The sequence below is a fragment of the Paenibacillus borealis genome (genome assembly GCF_000758665.1).
GTDB classification, from domain to species: domain Bacteria; phylum Bacillota; class Bacilli; order Paenibacillales; family Paenibacillaceae; genus Paenibacillus_AQ; species Paenibacillus_AQ borealis.
The window spans coordinates 6,852,843-6,876,168 of the sequence record NZ_CP009285.1; the positions used below are offsets into that span (position 1 = coordinate 6,852,843).

The following is a 23,326-nucleotide window of genomic DNA, read 5'->3' on the forward strand; positions in this document are numbered from 1 at the left end:
AAAACCATGTTGATGTGGTTTTGGGGGTCTTCTGTGCTATTGTTTGCCTATTTTTGCAATTTTTCTTCGATATAAGCACAATCAAGTAAACTAAGTAAACTTGGGGTTAAGTACTTTATCTGGTATTGATCCAAATCACTATTGACACTTAGCTGACCATTCTCTTTTCTAAGCAGCTGATCTGAACCATTTTCTAAAAACAACAGATTCCCACCATATTGTTTTATTAATTTCCCTATAATTTTAATCAAAGCTTCTAGTCCTTGATAAAAGGTGTCACCAAATAACTGCACCCTAATGGAAATATTAACATCTAAGTCATAATGGCTTCTAACAAAACTTATGTCAGAAATATCCTCAAGCTCAAGAGCTAATGAAAAGTATTCAGTTCCGATAACTATTTCTTCTTCATCACTGTAAACCGATACCTTTTCGTTCGAAATTTTAATTATAATTTTTTCAATAACTTCTGCCAATGCACTACAACTCAAATTAGATTCCAAAAACAATTCAAAATCCATGCATATCTATCCTCCAAATATCCGTGTGATTTTTCCGTCAACTACAATTAATATTTCTTGCAAGTTTTTTAAATCTCCGTTTGGATTAGCTTTCCTTAGAACCCCTTCAGTGATCTCAGTTATTTTTGCTGAAGTAAAACCATCTAAATTTAGTACAATTCTCTCTGCCTGTGATTTTGTCTTTGTTCTAATATTCCTTAAAATATTATCCACATTTGCATCTATTGTAGGTGCATAACAATCAAATACTTTACCTTCAATTAGAAAATCTGGATTTGATGTTTCTTTTATACCTCGTCCATTTCCACCATTTACTTCATCTAGCATTTCAATGTCATATCCCCTATCTGCAAAAACATCTGCTGTTTCATTCTCTTTCTTAACACCATGTGAATCACCTTTAGTATAATTACCTTTTGGTCTTCCTCCATTAGGTGAAGAAGGTTCTGTCAGGTTAGCCCCACTATTAACTGGCCCCTCAATCTTACCCGCACCGCCACCCATCTCATCCATCGCATCCATATACTGCTGCTGCACCGGCGTCTTCGGCAGTGAAGGTCCATCGGGTATCTCGCCTGCCTTGAAGGGCAGCCCTTCCGGTGTCTGCAGAACCGGACCCAGATCCGGGAGCTTTGATTTGATCCCCTTCAGGGCATCCTTCGCTGCTTGACTAAGGACGTCTTCCATCCCGCTGAACACTTTCCCGGCTTTGCCGATTTTGGTGACCTGCATTCCAGGGACCAGGAGGGAAGCTACCGAGCCCAGCATCGCTGCCTTCTCTTCCGGGGTTCCTTCGTCAAAATTATGATAAGCCATCTTGGCCGCTTCCACCAGTACTTCCGGATGCTCCGTGATATATACCGCTTGATTCTTCATTTCTGTCGTTGTTTTGACCGGGTGGACCACAAGGTTGAAGGCAAACGTAGCCGTATCAGCCACACCCATCACTACCTCTTTCACCAATCCTTCGGTAAAGGCCAGCACCACCGCATCTGCCTGTTGGACTCTATTCTCCCATTTCGTTAACCCGTATGTATCATCCAGCCACCCCAGGTAGCTGGTATACATCGGTGTGAAATCATTAGGCACATAGACTTTGTCCACATAAAAAGCCAGCGTCGTCTCATTTTCTTTGTTGCCTGCCGTTATCGGAGTGCCATCCGGCAGTTCCAGCGGCGGACCGTTCAGCCGTCTTGCCGCTTCGATCTGCTCCTGGACCTGCTTCACAGCCTCAGCGATCCTGATCTCCTCCCTCTTCGCCTCCAGCTGGCTTCTTGCATATTCTCCAGCGGTACTCTTCTCCATCGCCAGCCGCAGCAGCAGGAGATATTCTTCGTTATGTATGAGCGGTACACTCTCCGCCGTGATCGACGGATCATAATCGCAGGCCTTAACAGCCGGCTGCTTGAAATAGCCGCTTAGATCCTTCCCTGCTTCATATTGGACTTTGGCTACACCCAGCGAAGCCAGCTTCTGGCGTGCTTCCTCGGCCTGCGCGTGAACGGCCTCCATCTGCGTCTTGTTGCCGAACGCTTCATAGACCTTGAAGGCCATCTGCGCCTTCGCGATCCCATCCCGTGCCGCGAAGATATCCTTCAGCTTGCTCAGGGCCGCAATACTCTCTACGGTCAAAAGCCCGGACGTTTGGATGATATTCCGCAGCTTCTGCACTGCCGGATCGTTATTCAGCTCATCCTTTCCCTGCAGGACGGTAACCGAAGTGATCAGATGCGATACACTCTTCTGCACAAAGGCTGGAATGGAAACCCGGACAGCGAAATTTGACGTCCCAAAGCTTCCGAATGCACCAGCGAGAAGATTAAACTGCTGGTTAAGCTTGTTGGCCTGCCGTTTATTCTCCTCCTGGAGGCCTGCGACTCCTTTCAGGGCGGTCCGGATAATATCCTCCATTTTCTCCGCTTCTACGGTTAATTCATTGATCATGACCTGGGCCTTCACGAGGTGGTCTCCCATGGGAATTCCGCCCCAGCCGCTGGCCTGCCCCTTCAGCTGCAAATACAGCCGGTTGGTGTCCTGGCTTACCTGGCCTATTTTGGTCTGCAGGCGCTGGACTTCATCTTCGTTAAATATAAGCTTCGTTGACGCCATGTCACCCTCCCGCCTTTGTCCGCACAGCAATATTTCCTATGTAATTTATAATTAATAATATAAGTTTCTTTTTTATTATCGGATTAATTTTCCATAAATTTTATACTTATCCATTATCCCGGTATCTCTTTAACCTTGATTAGTTGTTATTCCCAAATAAAAAACCTCCTGAAAAGTGTAAAGTACTTCTTACACAATTCAAGAGGTTGGGAAGCCGTGATCAACGGCTGATATTCAGCTGTCTATCTCAAATTACAGTGCTAAAATTCCGTCTTAGCAAGGCTCAGCCGCAGGCTTGCCGGCATCGTCCTTCGTACGGAATGACGAACCACAGCCGCAGGTAGCGGTTGCGTTCGGATTATTGATGGTGAAGCCGCCGGTCATGCCGGATTCCTCGAAATCGATCTCCAGGCCGTCGAGGTAACGGATATCGTCTTTGCTTACGACTACCTTCAAGCCCTCAATGTCCATATACACGTCCTGCTCACTTTCGTTATCATCGAAGCCCATGGCGTAAGAGAATCCGCTGCAGCCGCCGGGAGTTACGCCCAGACGGAGAAACATATTAGGCACTTCCTGTTCAGCAAGCATGGTCTTCAATTGACCTGCTGCCAATTCACTAATGTTAATCATAACTTTAACCTCCCAAAAATATTGTAAGCATCACTTTTATCAACCAGCCCTTAGGCCTCAGGTAATGTTTAGATAATTTGCACATCTATAATTTAAACTAAGTATACTCCACTATTCTCTTAGCCTCAAGTCACAAACGCACCGCAGCTATGCATTTCATGCCGGGTTCCCTTATGTTTTCTGGCGGTTGCTCACCCTCCGGGAGAGGTTTATAATAGGAAAAGCGATATACGTAAAAATTCGGAAATTTGTCACGGAGGCAACAGCAAACCTCTATTTATATAACAGACACACTCCGGCTCATTTCTTAGCACACGATTCTGCGATGCAGCTGCCTCGCCAACCTTCAGGAGGAAATCATATGTCTACCCTTATAACACCCCACATGGATGCCCGGATGGCGAACATTATTGATAAGGTTCGCGGCGGAGAAAGATTAAATTTGGAAGATGGCGTTTATTTATATGAGAGCAACGATTTATTAACGATCGGGCAATTGGCCAATGAGGTTAATCTGCGAAAAAACGGGAATAAAGTATATTTTATCGAAAACATGAGCCTATATTTCACCAATGTCTGCGAATCCCGGTGCGCATTCTGCAATTTCCGCAAGGATGAGGGAGAAGAAGGCGCTTATACCCTTTCCGGTCAGGAAATGGTGCAATATGTCGAACAGCATATTCACCCCGGCGTACGTGAGTTCCACATTGTTGGAGGCCATAATGATAACGTGCCCTTCCAGTACTATGTTGATTCGCTAAAAGCCTTGAACGAGCGCTTCCCTGAGGTCACTCTCAAGGCCTACACAGCGGCAGAGATCGACTTCTTCACCCGTATCAGCGGACTTAGCATCCGCGAAGTGCTGGAGCAGCTGCGCGCCGCCGGACTGAAGACACTTACCGGGGGAGGGGCAGAGATTCTGTCCGACCAGTACCGCAAAAAAATGCGTGTCGACAAAGCCAATGTCGAGGAATACCTGGAGGTTCACCGCACCGCTCATAATATCGGCATGAGAACACATACGACTATGTTATACGGCTCCATTGAGTCCCGCGAGGACCGCATCCGCCACATGCTGCAGATCCGCGAGCTGCAGGACGAAACGGGCGGCTTCATGGTGTTCATCCCGCTTTCGATGCAGCCTAAGAACAAGAATGCAGGCATCATGCGCCGGAACTCTGCTTACGAGGATCTTAAGACGATTGCGGTAAGCCGCCTGATGCTGGATAACTTCGACCATATTAAGGCTTACTTCATTAATATTGGAGCACAGCTGACCCAGGTAGCCCTCAGCTTCGGGGCCTCAGATGTACACGGCACAATTCTGAAGGAACGGATCAGCCATGCCGCAGGTGCTTTGACCCCGGAAGGTCTGACGCGCGAAGAGCTGATCTGGCTCGTCAAAGGGGCCGGACGGATTCCGGTGGAACGGGATACTTTCTACAACGAAATCAAAGTATACGAATAGTTGACGGTTTGCCCATCCTGCACCATACCTGAAAGGAAGATCGGTTCGCATGAGAACTCTACTTGTCCTGGGCGGCGGCTACGGCGGTCTTGCCCTCATTCAGCAGCTACTTAACAACCATCTCCCCCATGATGTGGAAATCGTCCTGGTTGACCGGATGCCCTATCAGGGAATCAAAACAGAATATTATGCACTTGCCGCAGGGACTGTAACGGATTATCATCTGCGTATTCAATTCCCGGTTCATCCCCGCCTAACTATACGTTATGGTCAGGTGGGCTCCATCGATCTGGAGAGCCGGGTGATATTCCTCGATACCGGGGAGCCGATATCTTATGATATTCTGGCTATCGCACTCGGCTGCACGGATAATTTCCATAACATTCCCGGGGCAGAGCAATATGCCTGCAGTATTCAGAGCTTCGCCGGTACGCGTGAAACTTACCGCCGGCTGAACGATGTGAAGCCTTACGGAACGGTCAACATTGTAGGCGGAGGGCTGAGCGGAGTTGAGATTGCTTCAGAGCTGCGGGAGAGCCGGCCTGACCTGAACATCTCCATTCTGGACCGCGGGGAACGGGTATTGTCGTCTTTCCCGGCCAAGCTGTCACAGTATGTAGAAGAATGGTTCAATGAGCATCATGTGGAGACCGTAGGACGGGTATCCGTCTCCCATGTAGAAAAGGATGCCATCTTCAATGGCACCCAGGCAATTCCTGCGGATGTTACGGTCTGGACCGCCGGGATTCAGCCGGTGCAGGTGGTCCAGCAGCTTGAAGTCCCGAAAGACCGCGGAGGACGGGTCATTGTCGGCCAGTATTACAATGTAGCCGACTATCCGGAAGTGTACGTTATTGGTGACTGCGCCAGTCTCCCCTTCGCACCGAGCGCACAGGCGGCAGGTGCCCAGGGAGAACAGGTGGGGCAGGTTATTCAGGCACTATGGCGGGGTGAAACGCCGAAGCTGCATAAGATCAAGCTTAAGGGAACCCTCGGTTCACTGGGCAAAAATGCCGGCTTCGGCCTGATGGGCCGCCGCTCTGTCATGGGCCGTGTTCCGCGCCTGCTCAAAAGCGGCGTACTCTGGATGTCCAAACGCCATTTCGGTTAGGACAACCATGGCTGCGGTTTAGTCGATCTCAAGGCTGTCCCATGCCTCTGCTTCTTTAATAGCGGCTTCAATCGCCTCTTCAAGTCCGGCGGGGGTTTCTGCTTCTATAATCTCCCCGTCGACCATGGCGAACGGCTGCAGATAACATTGGCCGCAGTTATTCAGACAACCATACTCGACTACATCATATTCGGGGTTTTGCTCCAGCTTGTTTTTGAGCTGCTCGGTACCATGTCCGGTATTACTGGCACAAAATTCTATAATTGGTCTCATGATGATCTCCCTATTCTGCGCTAACCATTTTATTTTTTAACTTTTTGTACTATAATAAACATACGAAAGGAGTGATTGAGAAATGAGTGAGAATGTACAAAGCGCGACCATGTACGATGAAGTACTGGAAGTACTTGATAAACTTCGTCCGTTCCTGCAGCGTGACGGCGGTGACGTCGAGCTGATCGATGTAGAAGACGGCATCGTTAAGTTGAAACTTATGGGTGCCTGCGGCAGTTGCCCGAGCTCCACGATCACGCTTAAAGCCGGGATCGAACGCGCCCTGCTTGAAGAAGTAGAAGGCGTGGAAGAAGTTATTCAGGTATTCTAATCCTGTATCATAAACCATCCCGGCCTCCGATGAGAAGGCCGGGATTTTTTTTATTATAGTGGATTTCACAGGCAGGATCAACCCGCCGCGTTTCCGGTAAACTTACCCATCCTCCTAAAAGACCAGAAATGCCCCGGCAACCGTTCCCGGATGCCAGGGCATTTCTGGTCTTCACTTTAGGTGTTCAGCTTAGCTTCAAGCTTAGAATGCAGGGATAATCGAGCCCTGGTATTTCTCTTCAATGAAAGCTTTGGCTTCTGCGGAGTTCAGGGCTGCAGCCAGCTTCTGGATCGCATCGGAATCTTTGTTGTCCGGACGGGCTACCAGCAGGTTGGCGTAAGGGGAATCTGCTCCTTCAATGAACAAAGCATCCTTAGTCGGTACCAGACCCGCTTCCAGCGCATAGTTGGTGTTGATCAGCGCCAGATCTACTTCATCCAGCTGACGCGGCAGCATAGCGGCATCCAGCTCAATGATTTCAAGCTTCTTGGTGTTCTCAGTGATATCAGCTTTGGTGGAAGTGATGTTGGTGTCATCCTTCAATTTGATCAGGCCATTCTTAGCCAGCAGGATCAATGCACGTCCGCCGTTGGTAGCATCATTCGGGATGGCAACCTTGGCACCGTCAGCCAGTTCGCTGATCGCTTTGATCTTCTTGGAATACGCGCCGAAAGGTTCAACGTGAACAGCTGTTACGGATACAAGATCAGTACCGTTCTTGGTGTTCTGGTCATCCAGGTAAGGCTTGTGCTGGAAGAAGTTCGCATCCAGTTGTTTCTCGGCAAGCTGTGTATTCGGAAGGATATAATCCGTGAATTCTTTGATCTCAAGCGTAATGCCTTGTGCTTCAAGCAGCGGGGCAATAGCTTTCAGGATTTCCGCATGCGGTACAGGAGAAGCTCCAATTACCAGTGTTACCGGCTCAGCAGCAGGTTCAGTTGTCGGTTCTGCAGCAGCAGCTTCCGTGGGTGCAGTTGTAGCCGCGGAGTTAGCCGCGTTATTGGTGTTATTGTTACCGCAAGCGGCAAGCACCAATATCAAGGTCAAGCTGAAGAATGTGAGCAGTACTTTTTTCATTTGTAAATCCCCCTCTAATCAGTATGATTTGTATGAATAAGGCTCTATATGAACGTACCTTATTTCCGTGTAAAATGTCTTACCAGCCGGTCGCCGGCCATTTGCAGCAGCTGCACCAGAATTACCATTAGGGCCACCGAGATAAGCATGACTTCCTTCTCATAACGGTAATACCCGTAGCGGATCGCCAGGTCACCGAGCCCTCCGCCGCCAATCATCCCGGACATTGCGGTATACGAGACGAGGGTAACAATCGTGATCGTAACACCCGCCACCAGACCCGGGCGAGCCTCCGGCAGCAGCACACGCATGACAATCTGTCCTGTGGATGCTCCCATCCCCTGCGCCGCTTCAATGATTCCCCGGTCAACCTCCCGCAGTGCTGTCTCAACAAGTCTGGCAAAAAACGGAGCCGCGCCGATCACCAGCGCCGGAATCGTTCCAAGGACACCTATCGAGGTTCCCATAATTGATTTGCTGAACGGAATCAGTGCAACCATCAGAATGATGAATGGAACAGAACGCAGGATATTTACGATGAATGATAATACCGAGTAAACAGCCCTGATAATACCGTTATTGGACTTGCCCCATAAATATAACACAATTCCGAGCGGTAAACCAAGGATAATTGTGAATATTCCTGAAAAAGCTAACATTTTTAGTGTAGCCACAGTAGCATCAAGCATTTCATCCCAGTTTAAAGCGCTAAAATCCAGTCCGCCCATTAAGAAATCACCTCCACGTCAAGACCTTGTGCCGCAAGTTCAGTAAGAGTTGCTTCAACAGCAGCGGAAGGTCCTTCAAAGCGGACGATCAGCTGACCATAAGGAACATCCTTGATCGTCGAAATGGTTCCCTGCAGTATAGCGAAATTTACTCCGGTTGCCTGCGCCACATGGGAAAGGGTGGATTCATACGTCTTTTGCCCGAGAAAAGTAATTTTGACCGCTTTAGTATATCCAGGATGCACAGCATCAATCGCCTGCCGCAGCGGTCCCTCAGCCTGAGTTTCACTGCGGATGAATTCTTTCGTAACCTCATGCTTCGGTTTCAGAAAAACCTGAGCAACATCGCCCTGCTCCACAATCCCGCCGCCATGAATGACGGCTACCCGGTCGCAGATGCTCTGAATGACATGCATCTCATGTGTGATCAGCACAATGGTCAAATGGAATTTCTTGTTGATATCCAGCAGCAGGCGCAGAATCGAATCTGTCGTCTGCGGGTCCAGCGCTGAAGTTGCTTCATCACACAGCAGGACATCAGGATCGCTCGCCAGCGAGCGGGCTATGCCGACACGCTGCTTCTGGCCGCCGGACAGCTGAGCCGGATATTTGTTCCGGTGTTCCTCAAGACCGACTAAAGCCAGCAGATCCTTAACCTTTCGCTCGATCTCCGTTTTGGAGGTTCCGGTCAGCCGCAGCGGAAAGGCGATATTGTCATAGACAGTTGCCGAAGAGAGCAGATTAAAGTGTTGAAAGATCATCCCGATCTTGCGCCGCTGCTCTTGCAGCTGCCCTTGGCTGAGTGAGGTCAATTCAACACCATCTACCCATACTTCACCCTGCGTCGGACGCTCCAGCAGATTAATGCAGCGGATCAGCGTGCTTTTACCGGCACCGGAGTGGCCGATTACACCGAATATTTCTCCCTTCTTAATCGACAGGCTTAGTCCGGAGAGCGCCGTCGCAGCCTTGCTTCCTTTACCGTATACTTTCGTTAAATCCTTCAGTTCTATCAATCGTCCCGTCCTCCTTCTTCCATGCAATTTATAAACAGAAAAGACCCCCTACGATCCGTGCAGATCGGAAGAGGCCGTGTGTGTGAAGTAAACAATGCCGTCTCATCTGCCAAAGACCGCAAACCAAGCGGCATTGTAGGAATTAGCACCATGGCATTTGCAGGCAGCGGCTATGCTGTGTACAAATCGGTTGCCGGGCTTCATCGGGCCTATCCCTCCGCCGCTCTCGATAAGATTGAAATATGAAGTTATATATGCCTTTTCATGTTAGAAGTAAATACTTGCATAAGTATATTAAGTTTCCTGTTCTTTGTCAAAGGTAAGTTTTTACGACTGCACATGCCCTGACCGCTGGCTGGAAGCAGCTTTATTCTTGTGCCACTGCTCATTGCTGTACCTGAAGGCCGCCGACAAAGATTTGCACACCATCTCCAGGCTCTGCTTCAAATCCTCCAGATGGCTGTCGAGATCCTCCAGCTGGATTTTGTCATGCAGCCCCTGATGGCGCTGCCAGAGATCATCCGTCATCTCAGCGTTCATGTAGTGAATCTCGGCATTGCGCCGTTTGCGCAGATTCTCTACCGGTTGGCGGTAAGAGTTCCTGATCTTCTCCAGCTCATTAGCCAACGGATTGTGAGCCTGCAGCAGCTGAAATTGGCGGAGCACTGTGAAGTAAGAGAAATGTGCTTTGACTTTACCTGTATTCAGATCATACAGATTGTTCAGGACCGTACCCAGCTTGTCCAGCAGGGAGAACACCCGGATAAAGCCGTCCTTATAAAAGAACACATACCTGGCGTACTCTCCCTGCTCCATGGGCGACATATCATCCATATAACCGGCAACCACCGACTTGCGGAAAAAGGCGGCGGCGAACCAGCTCTGCTCCAGCTCGTCCAGCGATGAGATCAGACCGCGTGTCCATATCTCCAGCTTGCGGTATTCATGGTCACGGTCTTCATGTGCGTTCATCTCCTTGCGCAGCATGGAGGCGACCTTCGCCATGTTGTCCATGGCTTCGGCCAGTACCCCGCTGTTCTCGCGGGGCGGCTCTCCCAGTAATGTCCGCAGCATATTTGTCCTCCTCAGAATACTTAAGATCTAAACAAGAGGGAAATAACGGTTCCAGTTCCGGTTCACCAGTTCAACCGTCTCCTCATTCGGAACCAGCTCCTCCGGGTACCCCGGCTTCATCCGGGCATCTATTACAATCGGCAGGGAATAGCTGATTGCGTTACGCAGTATATGGGTCTCCGCATAAATATCATCCGCCGGATTAAACCGGGTGAACACTGTCCACAGGAAGGAGGTTTGTGTGCGCACCGCTTCTGCAGCATCGTCCACCAGAACAATCAGCGGCCAGGCTGTGCCTTTCTCCTTGAAGGAAGCGGCTAGCCTGACAGGAAGCTCTGGGTCCTCTACATAGGATGCTCCGGAAACAGCTAAACATCCGCCGCAAAAGGGCACGGCGCCGGTGATTGCTGGAATCAGACCCTCTGTATAGGTTCTGGGCAGCTCACGCACCGGGTTGCCGGTGCCCATCATTACACCCTTGCTGCCATGATTCAGTTTACGGCCGGTATAGTCAAGGGTATCCATAGAGGTGTTGGCGAAGATCACCAGATCGGATGCCGGGTTAAAGCGTTCAAGCACGGTTTCCAGTAGTTTGGGGAAATCCGTAAGCTCAACCGGCTCAGTCGTCAGGAGCAGGAATTTCGTTAAGGAGAGCTGGCCTTCCCCCAGAATACGGAAAGCAGAAGCCAGCCCCTCACGCGGATAGCTCTCCCTGATAACTGCCGAAGCCAAGGCATTCGAGCCAGATTCGGAGTACGCCCACAGTGCTTTTACTGAAGGCATCATTAGCGGATAGGCCGGAGCCAGCAGCCGCTGCAGATAATTCTTGAGATAATAATCCTCCTGGCGGGGTTTGCCGGTAATCGTGGCCGGAAAAATCGCATCCTTCCGGTGCCACATCCGCTGCACATGCATCACGGGAAAATCATGCTGCAGCGAATAATAGCCGGATTGACTGCCATAAGGGCCTTCCGGTCTCCGCTCAAACGGCGATACCCGTCCGCGGATGGAGAATTCTGCTTCTGACGGAATGCGGTGGCCGCCTAACGGGTCCTGCACCATTGGAAGCTTCCCGCCCAGCATAAGCGATGCCAGCATCAGTTCAGGAATCCGCTCTGAAACAGGGGCAACAGCAGCAGCAATAAGGGCAGGAGGCCCGCCGATAAAAATTGAGACCGGAAGGGTCTCCCCCAGAAGCTCCGCCTGGCGGTGATGGAAGCCGCCTCCTTTATGGATCTGCCAATGGATGCCGGTAGTGCTGTCATCATGAATCTGAACCCGGTACAATCCGAGATTATGGTCTTTGGGGTTGGTTATGCTCTCTGTATAGACCAGGGGAAGGGTAATGAACGGCCCTCCGTCCTTAGGCCAGCTGGTAATTCGGGGTAATTCCTGTAGCGGGTTACTGCTGCGGCAGATGCCTAGTACCGGCGCTTCACCCTGCGGTATATTCCTGGCTCCTGCTCTGATCAGGTCAAGCAGCAGGCCCTTTTCTCTCCAAAGTCCGGCAGCCGAAGGCGGAAGCATCGTTTCCATGGCTGCCGTCAATGATTTCACTAACTGCTCCGGGCGGGTCCCAAAGGCCTTGTTCACCCGGCGGACGGTACCGAACAGATTGGTCGCAACCGGGAACGGCGTTCCTTGCACATTTGTAAACAGCAGTGCCGGCCCTTCCTCACTAACCACCCGGCGGTGAATCTCGGCCAGCTCCAGATCCGGATCAACCGGAGCATCAATCACGGCCAGATCCTTGTCTCTGCGGAGCTGTTCGATCCATTGTCGCAAATTACCGTATCCCACTAAGCGTTCCTCCTCGAACCGGGTCCTAATCTTATCGATTCATCGATTCTTGTCCGTCCCGCTTAACTGCCAGACACGGACACTCATATAACACAGAACCCCAAACAAACCGGCAATCAGCAAAATATGCGACAACGCGGTAAATATGTACAGCCGTTCGTTATACAGCGTATGAACAACAGCAGCTCCGCTGAATACCTGCATCAGGCAGAGCAGCACTGCGGCAACACCCAGAGCCCTCAGCTCCGGCAGCTCTTTATATCTCCAGAAGGCCAGATGTCCCAGAAGAGCAGTCAGCAGAAACAATAGCGCCGCCGCAATCCGGTGCATGAATACAATGCCCACTCCGCCAGAAAGCTCCGGTATCCATTCGCCATTGCACAGCGGCCAGCCTGAACAGCCCCCTTGTGAGTCGGTGTGGCTTACATAAGCTCCAATATAGACGACCATATAAGAATATAACGCAGTAAACCAGGTTAAGTTACGGAAGCCCCTGCTAACTCTGCGTCCTGCACCGCTATTTTCTTCCCCGGACAGGCAAATCCGTCTGGCTCCAAGCGCAAGCATCAGTGAGCTGGCAAAGGCGATCAGCGAGAATCCCATATGCAAAGCCATCACTGCAGCAGACTGCGACTTAATTACCGCAAGCGCTCCCATTCCTCCCTGCACCACTACGAAAATTAGGGTTAACAAGGCATAGGTGAGCAAATCCTTACGCTTACGGGCATAACGCCAGAACGCAAACATGGATGCCACTGACAGCAGACCCGCAAGCCCGCTGAACAGGCGATGGGTGTATTCAATCAGGGAGCCTACTGTATAAGCCGGAATCAGCTTTCCGTTGCACAGCGGCCATTCATTCCCGCATTCCAGTCCCGAACCCGTTTTGGTTACCACCGCTCCACCCAGCAGCGCCAGAAACATAACGAGGCAGGTTATATAGCTGAGCCATTTCAATTGAAGGGTTGTCAATGTTATCACCCGCATAGTATAGGAATGAATTAGTGTAAATGAGTGCGCCCGCAGAGCCTATTATTTCTAGAAAAAAGCACCGCTTCTGCTCGGGTAGGGCGAAAGCGGTGCTGCTTCATTACTTGTGGATACTGAGATACACATCCAAAGCCGTATTCAGGAAATTCTCAATTTCCTCACGGGATTTGCGAAGCTTATTCACGAATCTGACCAGTTCCCGTCCATCGGTATATGCGACAAAGCTCGGAATGCCCAGAATATTCTGTTCCTGGCTGACGTCGCCTACTGCATCGACATCCACTTCCACGAGTGTAAGGCGGTCACTATATTCCTGTTCCACATCCGGCATGAACGGATCAATGAATTTGCAATCCGAGCACCAATCCGCCTTGAACACCGCAACCGTTAAACGCGGGGATTGTATTGACACCTGAAACTCAGCAGGAGAACTAATTTTGTCCATCTATTGACCATCCTTTCTCATTAACCGTTACCTTGCATATCTTCTCTTTAAGTGAAGCAAAATGTACGGAATAAGTCAAATAAAAAAGACAATTTAAGACAATGATCACATCATTATTCGTTTGCACGCACATGAGCTGGCTGCAGCTTCATTAAAGGATTAAGCAATTTACGCAGCGGACGCGGATAACCCGAGATTTCCTGGCTGCTCAGCACTCCCAGAACAATCAACAGCACCAGATAAACAATAACCACGGCGGCTCCAACAACGAGACAAGTAATCAGGAAAGCCACACGTGCCGGCATCAGATGAGTCAGCATAATCCCCGCTTCGTTCAGGCCATAACCGATTCCGGCTGAAGCGAGCACAGCGATTGAGAAGCCACCCCAGCGTTTGCCGAGAATTTCGAAGGGGACAATCTTTTTGAGCATCCGCAGATTAAGCAGTGTTATGACCACGAAGCACAGTGCAGTAGAGCCAATAATGCCATAGATGCCGAACAACTGGCTGAACAGGAAGTTTGAAGCGAATTTCACGATAATCCCGGCAAGCACGTAATACATAGAGATCCGCGATTTGCCCATCCCGAGCAGAATAGAATTCGTGGTCATCATAGTTATTTGAAAAATAGTGCCCAGCGTCAGCATCGCTACAATACCGCTGCCATCCAGACTGCTGAAGATCAGTCCATTGACAGAATATGCCGCCACAACGAGAGAGAGTACAATCGGTGTGCCGGTAAGAATGGAAATACGCATGGCCAGGGTAACCTGGCGCTTCAGATGCTGCTCATCTTTGCGCGCGTACGCGGCTGAAATAATCGGAATCAGCGATGTACTAAGCGCGATGGAGAGCACCGGCGGAATACCCGCTATACTCTGTGCCCGGCTGCCGAAGATTCCGAGCGCCCGGGTAGCTTCCTCCATTCCGATCCGGCCGCTGAGCAGCGGTACAATAAAGGAAGTATCGATAAAGTTCACAACAGGTACTGTGATCGAAGATAATACAATCGGAATGGACAGCTTGAAGATATCTTTATAGATGCCAAGTAACGGAAGGCGAGCCTCGTTCGATTCATAAAGAGCAATTTGCTCCTCGCTGCGGCGCATTTTCATCGCATAATACAGCATGACACCGAAAGCGCCGACGCTTCCGAGCACACTGCCGAAAGAAGCTCCTGCAGCCATCCATGTGTTGCTGTAGCCTTGGCGCAGCAGAATAAAAGCCAGCAGAATTGCCGTCGATACCCGGGCAATCTGCTCAATAATCTGTGAGATGCCTCCGGCCATCATATTATTGCGCCCCTGGAAATAACCGCGCATCATTGCGATCGCGGGGAACAGCAGCAGTGCCGGGGCAATCGCCCGGATTGCCAGCGTACTCTCAGGAACCTTGGTATACTCCGCATAATACGGAGCGGCTATGTACAGTATTGTACTCATTACAACACCTACAACAGCTGCAAAGATAAGGGCGGCACGGTATACCTGCTGTGCTTCATGCGGACGGTTCAGCGCATAACGCTCTGATACCATTTTGCTTAGCGTGCTGGGTATTCCGGCGGTTGCCAGCGGAAGGAGCAGCAGATACACATTGTTAGCCTGTGTAAAAGAGGCATTCCCTATATCATTGAATAAATGTTCCAGCGGAACCCGCTGGGCAAGTCCAAGGATGCGGGCCACAAGTGCAGCCGCAGCCAGAATAAGCGTGCCTTTAACAAAAGATTCTTTCTTGGTGGACAAGCTGTTTCGCCTTCTTCACAATAAATTTAATACCGTCCGATCCAGATAAAGAAGAGGACGACCATAACAATCTGCAGAATGATCTTAACTACGGTGCTGCTGAACAGCCCCAGCAAGGAGCCGAAGCTGACCTTGACCGCCTTGCCGGGCTTAGAGCCGGCAATCAGCTCACCGACAAAGGCCCCTAGGAACGGGCCGATCAGCAGACCAAAGGCCGGAATAAGAAAGGGGCCAATAATCAGGCCGATCGTGCTGCCGATGACAGACGCCCGTGAGCCGCCGAACTTTTTGACTCCCCAGGCCCCGACCACATAATCAGCAACGAACAGGACCACTACAATCAGTGTCTGGATAATCCAGAACCAGGCGCCGAAGGAGTGGAAGGAAAAGAACCAGCCGTATACGAAGAAGGCCAGATAAATCGCCAGCGCGCCCGGCAGGATTGGATATACCGCTCCTGCCAGCCCTACTGCAAACAAAGCAATGATCAGAATCCAACCCAGGATCGTCAATTCCTTCAACTCCTCAAGTTTTGTTTTGGATAGATAACTTCATATGATCTGGAATTCTCTAATGGTGTTGGTCGTAACTGCGGTGAAAGTTTGAACTTCCGGCCGCTGTTGTCCCCAGATTTCTTGATTAATACCGCTCTGCGCGGTGGAAATCCGGTAACTGCTGATGCTTTCGAAGCGAGCTTTCCTTCGGAAAGCTTTCAGGCGGTCGCTACCGCTCCTACAGTTTCAAACTTCCCCTCCGTTACTCCCACCAATTGTTGTCTTTCAGATCAAGCTATAAAAAATTTGATAATTCCAAACTCATTACTACATCTACTAAGCCTGTTTAGATATTCTACCGGCCGAGGTTCCGGCCTCCGTCAAAATATACTTCTGGATCACTTCCGCAATCCCGTCATTATTGTTCGTAGCCACAACAGCATCGGCTTCCTGCTTAACGGTCTCCTGGGCATTGCCCATCGCTACACCGAATCCGGCCTGCTGGATCGCCGCCAGATCATTCAGACTGTCGCCGACGGCCACAACCTGGGACATGTTAATGCCAAGCAGCTTGCAGACTTCCAGAATGCCGGATGCCTTGTTGACGCCTTGCGGATTAATCTCCAGGTTGAACGGCGAGGAATTGGTGATCTCCAGCCCGCCCAGCTCCTGCAGACGCATGAGCAGCTTATGGCGGATATCATTATCCTCGGTGGAGTAACCGAATTTCAGCCATTCCCGGCTGTCAATTTCGCCGTCCCAGGTGTCCCGGTTGTACACTTCATCCACGGAATACGCCCAGAACCAGATATCGAACTCTTCCGCAATCTTATACATCTGTCTGACCAGTTCCACGTCCATCAGGGACCGGCGGTACAGCTCGCCCGGGGCGCGCCAGACTTCACTTCCGTTCACCATAATCATCGGGGTCTCCAGGCCGAGCTGTACGGCATAAGGCATCGCGCTCCGCGAGGAACGTCCGGTAGACAGGCAGACATGTACACCGGCATTCATCGCTTTTTTGATCCATTCCACCGTTTTGGGGGTAATTTTCTGTTCATCATTCAGTAGGGTTCCATCCATATCCAATGCAAGCAGGCGGTATTTGGCAGTCATTTGCCACCCCTCCATTCTTGTATGTCTCCCGGTCGGGAGCAGCTGTGTATTTGTCAATCAGGCCTCCGGCGGTTCGTCAGTTTGTTCCTGTCGTTCCGGCAGTTCCTGCCGCAGTATCTGCTCCTTCCGAATTAGTTTCGGCATCTCCACTAGCCGGATCTGCTGTTTTCACATTTTTCTTCGGGTTGCCATCCAGCCCGTACTCCCAGTCATAAGCGTCGAATATTTTACGCGCGACCGGCGCGGCACTGTTGGAGCCAAACCCTCCTTCAGGAATAACCACGGCAACTGCTAACTTAGGATTATTACGCGGGGCAAAAGCAATAAATACCCCGTTATCACGTAATTCGCCTTTACCGAGCTGCTGAGAGGTACCTGTCTTACGGGCAAAATCATAAGGGAAATCAGTGAATGCCGTAACCTTACTGTTCATGCCCTGTTTGATTTCTTTCCAGAAGGACTGGTCAAAGGTCGTTACTTCATCCAGCACCTCGCGCTCAAACTTTTTGATAACATTGCCTTCAGAATCGGTTATCTTGCTGACCAGCTGCGGCTTGATGCGCACACCTTCATTGGCGAGCGTGGAAGCATATTGTGCCAGCTGCAGCACCGTATACCGGCCCTGCTGCCCGAAGGAGGCATAGACCAGTGCAGCCTGCGCACTGCCCGCGGCCTTGATATCGGTGTAGTTAATCTGCCCCAGATACTCATTCGGAAGTCCGCTCTGCGTGGAGACGCCGAGGCCGAATTCCTTCATATACTTATCCCAGACATCAATTCCTTCACCCTGATATTTCTCATAGAGCTTTTTGCCGACCATGTCGACCATGAACACGTTCGAGGAGTCCTCAATCGCTTTGGCCGGGTCCATTGAACCGTAGACGTGACCGGAGGAATTGCGTACGGAGGATTTGTCATCCTTACCGAAATAGGCGATCCCTTTATCATTGTAAGTATAGGAGGTGCTAAAGAATCCTTCATTAAGACCCACAAGCACACTCAGCGGCTTAATGGTTGAACCCAGCAATACGGTAGAACCGAATCCATGGCCGGACATTCCCGAGGAATACGGGGTAATAGTCCCGTTCTGGTAGTTGCCCATGATTTTATTCCAGGTATCGGAATCCAGCTTCTCCGCCGTCCAGACATTCGTATCATAATCCGGCATACTGGCCATGGCAACAATATTGCCTGTATCCACTTCCATCGCTACGGCATAACCCGTAAGTGCATCCGGGTGGGTTTTACCTTGTACGGCATGACTGTGCAGCCAGCTAATCTGTTCCGTGATCGCCTCTTCAGTCTTGAGCTGAATGTTCTTATTAATCGTCATCCAGACATCATTACCCTTGACCGGCGGCACAACCTCTTCAACCTTCTCAGCCATATTCTGCGGATTCACAGAAATGACCTGATAGCCGTTCTTACCGCGCAGTTCCCGCTGATATTGCAGCTCCAGACCGTCGAAGCCGACAAACTCATCATCTTTGTAGTTCAGCCCGGGATCTGCATCGATCTTCTTCATCGCGTTCTGAATGTTCTTATAAATGTTAAGCGTACTGGACGACTTGAAGGGCTTGATATACCCGACTGTCTGCACAGCAACTGTGTCCTTGTCATAATGCCGCACGCCTTCTTCAACGATCTCAAGACCCGGGAACTCACTTTTATGCTCCATGAAATAGGCAACTTCCTGGGAAGTAAGACCGGATTTGATCTTGCGGGCCATATACCCTGAATATTTCTTGAAATATAAATCGAGGGAATTGATCACATCATTCACCGTCAGCTTCTCGCCGTTCGGATCACCAAGTTTATCGAATTCCTCAACAAGACGGGTCGCCAGCGCATAGGCATTAGCCCTGGATTCCGGCTTCAGAGCACTGATACCGGTCTCCTTATCCACAGCTTTGGCCGTATATTCCTTCGTCAGGGTGATATACAGCGATTGAACGGAAGTCGAATAGGCAATTTCTTCTCCTTCGGCTGCGCGGATCGCACCACGGATGGACGCGAGCGGCACACTTTTGGTATCCCGGCTGGTCTCCACCTCGGTCAGATTAGGTCCTTCCACAAACTGCACAACAGCTAAACGGATAATGATTACGCAAAAGATTGCAAACGTGCTGAAGAAAAACACGTTGAGCCGCAGGCCAAGCGAACTCTTGCTGTCCTTCTCATCCGGGGGAGAGGCCTGCTTTCGGAAAACACTCACAGTTTTTCACTCCTCTACATCTCAAGTGGAAACGGTTTGCCGTCCTCTAATAAGGACAGCACCGTTTCAGCGGGAAAGATAAGGATAATTTATGGCATGAAGCATATAAATTCTTATCTTTTAAAATTAAACCTGTTAGTTCACAGTTGACTCTTGCACCTGCGTTACTGGCGGAAGATTCTTCTTGGGGACTCCATCAAGCCCGTATTCCAGGTCATAGGCTTCAAATATTTTGCGGGCCACCGGTGCAGCACTGTTCGATCCAAAGCCGCCCTCCGGAATGATCACCGCTACAGCAAGCTTGGGATGCTCGCGCGGAGCATAAGCAATGAAGACTCCGTTGTCACGGACCGCACCGTATGCATCCATTTCAGAGGTCCCTGTCTTGCGGGCAAAGTCATACGGGAATCCGTCAAACACCTTAACTGACGTGTTCATCCCCTGCTTGATCTCCTTCCAGTACGAAGGGTCAAACGTAATTTTGTCCAGAACTTCCCGTCCGAATTCCTTGACCGTATGGCCTTCGGCATCTGTAATCCTGCTGACCAGCTGCGGCTTGATCCGTTCCCCTTCATTGGCAAGCGTCGCTGTATACTGGGCAAGCTGCAGTGCGGTATACTTGCCTTTCTGACCAAAGGAGGCAAAGACTAACGCCGCCTGGACAGAACCCGCTTGCTTCGTGTTGATATAATCGGCAACTCCGGCACTCTCACCCGGCAGTCCGCTTTGTGTGGACACCCCAAGTCCGAAGGCCTTCATATACTTGTCCCATACCGCGATTCCTTCACCCTGATATTTCTTATACAGCGCATTGCCGACCCAGTCTACCATAAAAGCATTGGATGACTCCTGAATGGCCTTAGCCGGATCAAGCGGCCCAAGGACGTGGCCGGAGGAATTGCTTACGGAGGAACTGTCATCCTTGCCGAAATACGCGATTCCCTTGTCTATATAAGTGTCGGTCGTGGTGAATAAACCTTCATTGAGACCAATTAACACACTTAACGGTTTGATCGTGGAACCCAGGAAAATCAGTGACTTCAGACCGTTCCCTGAGACACCGGAGGTATTCTGGTTAATCGTGCCGTTCTGGTTATTATTCTTAATTTTCTCATACACTTCCGGCAGCAGCTTCTCGGCGTTCCAGACATTCGTATCATAGTCCGGCATGCTGGCCATGGCTACTACATTACCTGTATCCACTTCCATCGCAACCGCATACCCGGTAAGAGCATCCGGATGATACTTACCCTGTACCGGATTAGTATGCAGCCAGCTGATCTGATCCATAATCGCCTGCTCTGTCTTCATTTGCACGCTTTTATTGATCGTCATCCAGATATCGTTGCCCTTGACAGGCGGAACCGATGCAATGACTTCCTCAGCCATGTTCTGCGGATTGACGGAGAGGGTCTGATAACCGTTCTTGCCCCTAAGTTCCCGCTGATATTGCTGTTCGAGGCCATATATGCCGACAAATTCATCTTCCCTGTAAGCCAGACCGGGATCGGCACCCGTTTGTTTCATGGCATTACGAATGTTCTTGTATATATCATAGTCCTCTGTAGAACGGAACAGCTTCATATAGCCTACCGTCTGAACCGCCACTGTATCCTTGTCATAATGGCGGACGCTTTCTTCCACAACAGCTAATCCAGGATAGCGTTCCTTGTTCTCCATGAGATGAGCGACTTCCTTCACCGTCAGGCCCGTCTTGATTTTGCGCGGAACATAGCCGAGCGATTTCTTATAATCAAGATCCAGCAGAGCAAGGATATCTTCCTGCGAGAGCTTTTTGGCGGAAGGATCACCATATTCATTAAAAACTGACGTGAGCCGCGCCACCAGTGAATTCGTACTTGCCTTGGCTTCAGCAGTGAAGTCATATACTCCGGTGTCCTTGTTCTTGGCTTTGGCTGTATATTCCTTGGTTAAAGTGAGATATAACGACTGAATGGATGTGGAATAGGCAATATTCTCGCCGCCGGCAGCATGAATAATTCCCCGGATCGCCGCTAGCGGCACATCCTTGGTCTCCCGGCTGGCCTCTACCTCAGTAAGCTCAGGACTCTCCACAAACTGCAGCCCTGCAAGGCGGATAATAATGATGCAAAAAATAAAAAAAGTGCCGAAGAAAAACAGATTTATGCGTAAACTCAGGTAGTTTCGGGCAGAACCTCCATCCGGGCGGGAACCCGGCTTACCGAACCATCTCACAGCATGTCCTCTCCTTGTTTGTTTTGCAAAACCGTATATCCGCAGTCCACAGGCAGAGCTCTTCTTACACGCTGTTATTGTACCATAGATGGAGGAGCTCCCGCTTCTTGTCAGAGGATGTTTTCCTTGATATGCGTTGAATCGAAATCCTTGGTATTGAACCAGTTGCCGCTGCTGGCCCAGGTAGAATCCAGCGGAATCCAGGCTTCCCTGCTGCTGATATAGACCTCATTCCAGGCATGCGGACCATAACCGCCCTGCCCGTCATAGCCCCTGCCGGTTACAACCCGCACCTGCAGGCCCTGTGAACGGGCCATTACGGCATAGAGCCGGGCATAATCTATACATACCCCCAGCCGGGTATCAAACGTATCCTGCGGGGTCTGCTCATGCCAGATCCGTTTCTGCTCATAGTTCTCTGCCTTGGTATAGTCATAGGTAATGCGTGAGCCGATCCAATCGTAGAGCAGCTTGGCCTTCTCTTCATCCCCGTCAGCCTGTCCGGCAATATCTGCGGCTGCACCGGCTATGTCGGCGGAAATATCATGGTCGATCACTTCATATTTGCGCCGCAAAATATCATTCATCTCGGCCGCTACCGCCTTGGTCAGGACCGGAAGCTTGCCCCGGACCCCTTCACCGGCCAGCGGCTCGAAGACCGCTGCCGCGCTCTGGCTGTAGATCGGCGAGGATTCCACGTAGCGGCTGAAGCCGCTGTCCGGATTCAGGCCTACGCCGATGTAGAGCGCAAAGACCAGAACGAGTGCCCGGGCAAGCCCGGCGGCGAAGCCCAGAACGGCTCCGCTTAAGCGGCTGGCCCCCGTGATCTTCCCGCCCGGCCTTGACGAAAACTGCGGCAGGCGGAATGGCATCAACAGGAATAGCAGACCCAGCATTAAGCGGATTAGAATGTAGGACAACAGCAGCAAGAGCAGGAACCGCACAAGCGGTGAGTTCGCCAGCACAGACACGGCCGTGTAATAAACCTGCTGCCACTGGCTCAGCTGCTTATCAGGCAGGACAACGCCTGAAGCCCACTCCCCGGCAAGAGGCGAGAGATATACAGCTGCCGGAACCGCCATGATCAGGGCCGCGATAGCCATTAGTCCTGAGCCGAGCAGTCCGAACAGCCCTCCGGCCGCTCTTTTGAAGCCCCGGCCCCAACCCTGCAGCATGGAGAACAGCACCACCACCAGCAGAACGATCGAGATGATATTGGCCTCACTAAGACTAACTATCCAGCTGTTTAGCATATCTCTCGCTCCCCCTTCTGCGGCCAGCCTGCCCATGGTTCAGCTGTGCTCTTATTTACCGGTCTGATGTTTCCGGGCTTCATCGATAAATGTTTTGGTGGTATCCGTTACACTCCACTTTCCAAGACTGACCCCGCGGAAAATCACTTCAACCTTATCCTCTGCGGCGGAGCCCTTCACTTCCAGGTTCGGACTAGTGATTGTAAAGGTACCATCACCTCCGGAAGTATAGACCGCATCCTGCGCTTCCTTAAGCATGACCTCCTGCGCTTCGTTCTTCAGTGTGCTGACCGTCCCGTCCGCCACTTTGTTAACAGCATTACCTATCTGATCCATGGTCACCCCGCTGTAGATGAACAGGCCTGCGACGATAATGATGACAATTGCCCACTTCAGTACAGTCTTAACGAGATTAATTACTGCAAACAGCAGGACAAGCGCAATAACGATAACAAGCCAATTCTCTCTTATAAATTGTGACCACACTGCCGGATCCATCAATTTCACAACACCCCTATCGCAAATTTCGCCACTCCGGAACTCCTGTCCCGTCAGACATATTATTAATAATCATTATTATACATGAATGCCTCTTATAATTCATGGTTCCCGGGCTGCAGAAGCGCATACAGAGTCTGGCCAATAAAATGGTATAAGCCCCCTCTAGCGCACGTAAAGTACAAGTAGGCCGTTTCTTCCAAGTGAATTCCGTT

21 protein-coding genes and 1 riboswitch are annotated in these 23,326 nt (G+C 50.5%); of the genes, 3 read left to right on the top strand and 18 right to left on the bottom strand.

What is annotated here, in order from left to right:
* Positions 1–47: 47 nt before the first annotated feature.
* The 3 genes from PBOR_RS28900 to PBOR_RS28910 all read right to left on the bottom strand — a co-directional run bounded on the left by PBOR_RS28900 (position 48) and on the right by PBOR_RS28910 (position 3,263).
* Positions 48–521, bottom strand: coding sequence for a hypothetical protein (locus tag PBOR_RS28900; RefSeq protein WP_042217293.1), 474 nt, complete (start codon positions 519–521; stop codon positions 48–50).
* Between the two features lie 6 nt (positions 522–527).
* Complete coding sequence (locus PBOR_RS38215; RefSeq protein WP_052429684.1) at positions 528–2,630, bottom strand: CdiA C-terminal domain-containing protein; 2,103 nt, start codon at positions 2,628–2,630, stop codon at positions 528–530.
* Positions 2,631–2,903: 273 nt separating this feature from the next.
* Complete coding sequence (locus PBOR_RS28910; RefSeq protein ID WP_042217294.1) at positions 2,904–3,263, bottom strand: HesB/IscA family protein; 360 nt, start codon at positions 3,261–3,263, stop codon at positions 2,904–2,906.
* A 361-nt stretch (positions 3,264–3,624) separates the two neighbouring features.
* On the opposite strand from PBOR_RS28910, the gene mqnE reads away from it, so the two are divergent.
* On the top strand, positions 3,625–4,731 hold the full coding sequence (gene mqnE / locus PBOR_RS28915; protein WP_042217296.1) for an aminofutalosine synthase MqnE: 1,107 nt from the start codon (positions 3,625–3,627) through the stop codon (positions 4,729–4,731).
* Between the two features lie 49 nt (positions 4,732–4,780).
* Positions 4,781–5,842: an NAD(P)/FAD-dependent oxidoreductase gene (locus tag PBOR_RS28920; RefSeq protein WP_042217298.1), complete on the top strand. Its 1,062-nt coding sequence runs from the start codon at positions 4,781–4,783 to the stop codon at positions 5,840–5,842.
* Positions 5,843–5,860: 18 nt separating this feature from the next.
* Here PBOR_RS28920 and PBOR_RS28925 read toward each other — a convergent pair whose 3' ends face one another.
* Complete coding sequence (locus PBOR_RS28925) at positions 5,861–6,115, bottom strand: YuzB family protein (RefSeq protein WP_042217299.1); 255 nt, start codon at positions 6,113–6,115, stop codon at positions 5,861–5,863.
* A gap of 82 nt (positions 6,116–6,197) precedes the next feature.
* On the opposite strand from PBOR_RS28925, the gene PBOR_RS28930 reads away from it, so the two are divergent.
* Entirely contained in the window at positions 6,198–6,446 is a 249-nt protein-coding gene (locus tag PBOR_RS28930; protein WP_042217301.1) for a NifU family protein, read from the top strand.
* Between the two features lie 201 nt (positions 6,447–6,647).
* Here the strand turns inward: PBOR_RS28930 and PBOR_RS28935 are convergent, their stop codons facing one another.
* From PBOR_RS28935 to PBOR_RS29000, 14 genes are all read right to left on the bottom strand, one after another.
* Positions 6,648–7,523 carry a MetQ/NlpA family ABC transporter substrate-binding protein gene (locus PBOR_RS28935; protein ID WP_042217303.1) on the bottom strand — a complete coding sequence of 292 codons (876 nt, stop codon included), beginning with the start codon at positions 7,521–7,523 and terminating at the stop codon, positions 6,648–6,650.
* Positions 7,524–7,582: 59 nt separating this feature from the next.
* Entirely contained in the window at positions 7,583–8,251 is a 669-nt protein-coding gene (locus PBOR_RS28940; protein ID WP_042217305.1) for a methionine ABC transporter permease, read from the bottom strand.
* Positions 8,251–9,267: a methionine ABC transporter ATP-binding protein gene (locus PBOR_RS28945; protein WP_042217307.1), complete on the bottom strand. Its 1,017-nt coding sequence runs from the start codon at positions 9,265–9,267 to the stop codon at positions 8,251–8,253. The genes PBOR_RS28940 and PBOR_RS28945 overlap by 1 nt, the downstream gene beginning before the upstream one ends.
* 99 nt (positions 9,268–9,366) lie before the next feature.
* Positions 9,367–9,503: riboswitch (SAM riboswitch) on the bottom strand.
* Positions 9,504–9,594: 91 nt separating this feature from the next.
* The gene (locus PBOR_RS28950) at positions 9,595–10,341 is read right to left on the bottom strand and encodes a Cthe_2314 family HEPN domain-containing protein (RefSeq protein WP_042217309.1); all 747 of its coding nucleotides are present in this window, start codon (positions 10,339–10,341) and stop codon (positions 9,595–9,597) included.
* A 27-nt stretch (positions 10,342–10,368) separates the two neighbouring features.
* Positions 10,369–12,141 (bottom strand): UbiD family decarboxylase, encoded by a 1,773-nt coding sequence (locus tag PBOR_RS28955; RefSeq protein ID WP_042217310.1) that lies wholly within the window; start codon positions 12,139–12,141, stop codon positions 10,369–10,371.
* A 39-nt stretch (positions 12,142–12,180) separates the two neighbouring features.
* A complete protein-coding gene (locus PBOR_RS28960; RefSeq protein WP_099052500.1) occupies positions 12,181–13,113 on the bottom strand; it encodes a COX15/CtaA family protein in 933 nt (310 codons plus the stop codon).
* A 118-nt stretch (positions 13,114–13,231) separates the two neighbouring features.
* Entirely contained in the window at positions 13,232–13,576 is a 345-nt protein-coding gene (locus tag PBOR_RS28965; protein WP_042217314.1) for a thioredoxin family protein, read from the bottom strand.
* A 113-nt stretch (positions 13,577–13,689) separates the two neighbouring features.
* Complete coding sequence (locus PBOR_RS28970) at positions 13,690–15,318, bottom strand: putative polysaccharide biosynthesis protein (protein ID WP_042217315.1); 1,629 nt, start codon at positions 15,316–15,318, stop codon at positions 13,690–13,692.
* 26 nt (positions 15,319–15,344) lie between these two features.
* A complete protein-coding gene (locus PBOR_RS28975) occupies positions 15,345–15,830 on the bottom strand; it encodes a DUF456 domain-containing protein (protein WP_042139830.1) in 486 nt (161 codons plus the stop codon).
* A gap of 318 nt (positions 15,831–16,148) precedes the next feature.
* Positions 16,149–16,928 (bottom strand): Cof-type HAD-IIB family hydrolase, encoded by a 780-nt coding sequence (locus PBOR_RS28980; protein ID WP_042217318.1) that lies wholly within the window; start codon positions 16,926–16,928, stop codon positions 16,149–16,151.
* A 76-nt stretch (positions 16,929–17,004) separates the two neighbouring features.
* Complete coding sequence (locus PBOR_RS28985) at positions 17,005–19,143, bottom strand: peptidoglycan D,D-transpeptidase FtsI family protein (RefSeq protein ID WP_042217319.1); 2,139 nt, start codon at positions 19,141–19,143, stop codon at positions 17,005–17,007.
* 135 nt (positions 19,144–19,278) lie between these two features.
* Positions 19,279–21,360 carry a peptidoglycan D,D-transpeptidase FtsI family protein gene (locus tag PBOR_RS28990; RefSeq protein ID WP_042217321.1) on the bottom strand — a complete coding sequence of 694 codons (2,082 nt, stop codon included), beginning with the start codon at positions 21,358–21,360 and terminating at the stop codon, positions 19,279–19,281.
* Between the two features lie 110 nt (positions 21,361–21,470).
* Positions 21,471–22,613, bottom strand: coding sequence for a transglutaminase-like domain-containing protein (locus tag PBOR_RS28995; protein ID WP_042220040.1), 1,143 nt, complete (start codon positions 22,611–22,613; stop codon positions 21,471–21,473).
* Between the two features lie 51 nt (positions 22,614–22,664).
* Entirely contained in the window at positions 22,665–23,111 is a 447-nt protein-coding gene (locus PBOR_RS29000) for a hypothetical protein (RefSeq protein ID WP_042217322.1), read from the bottom strand.
* Positions 23,112–23,326 lie beyond the last annotated feature (215 nt).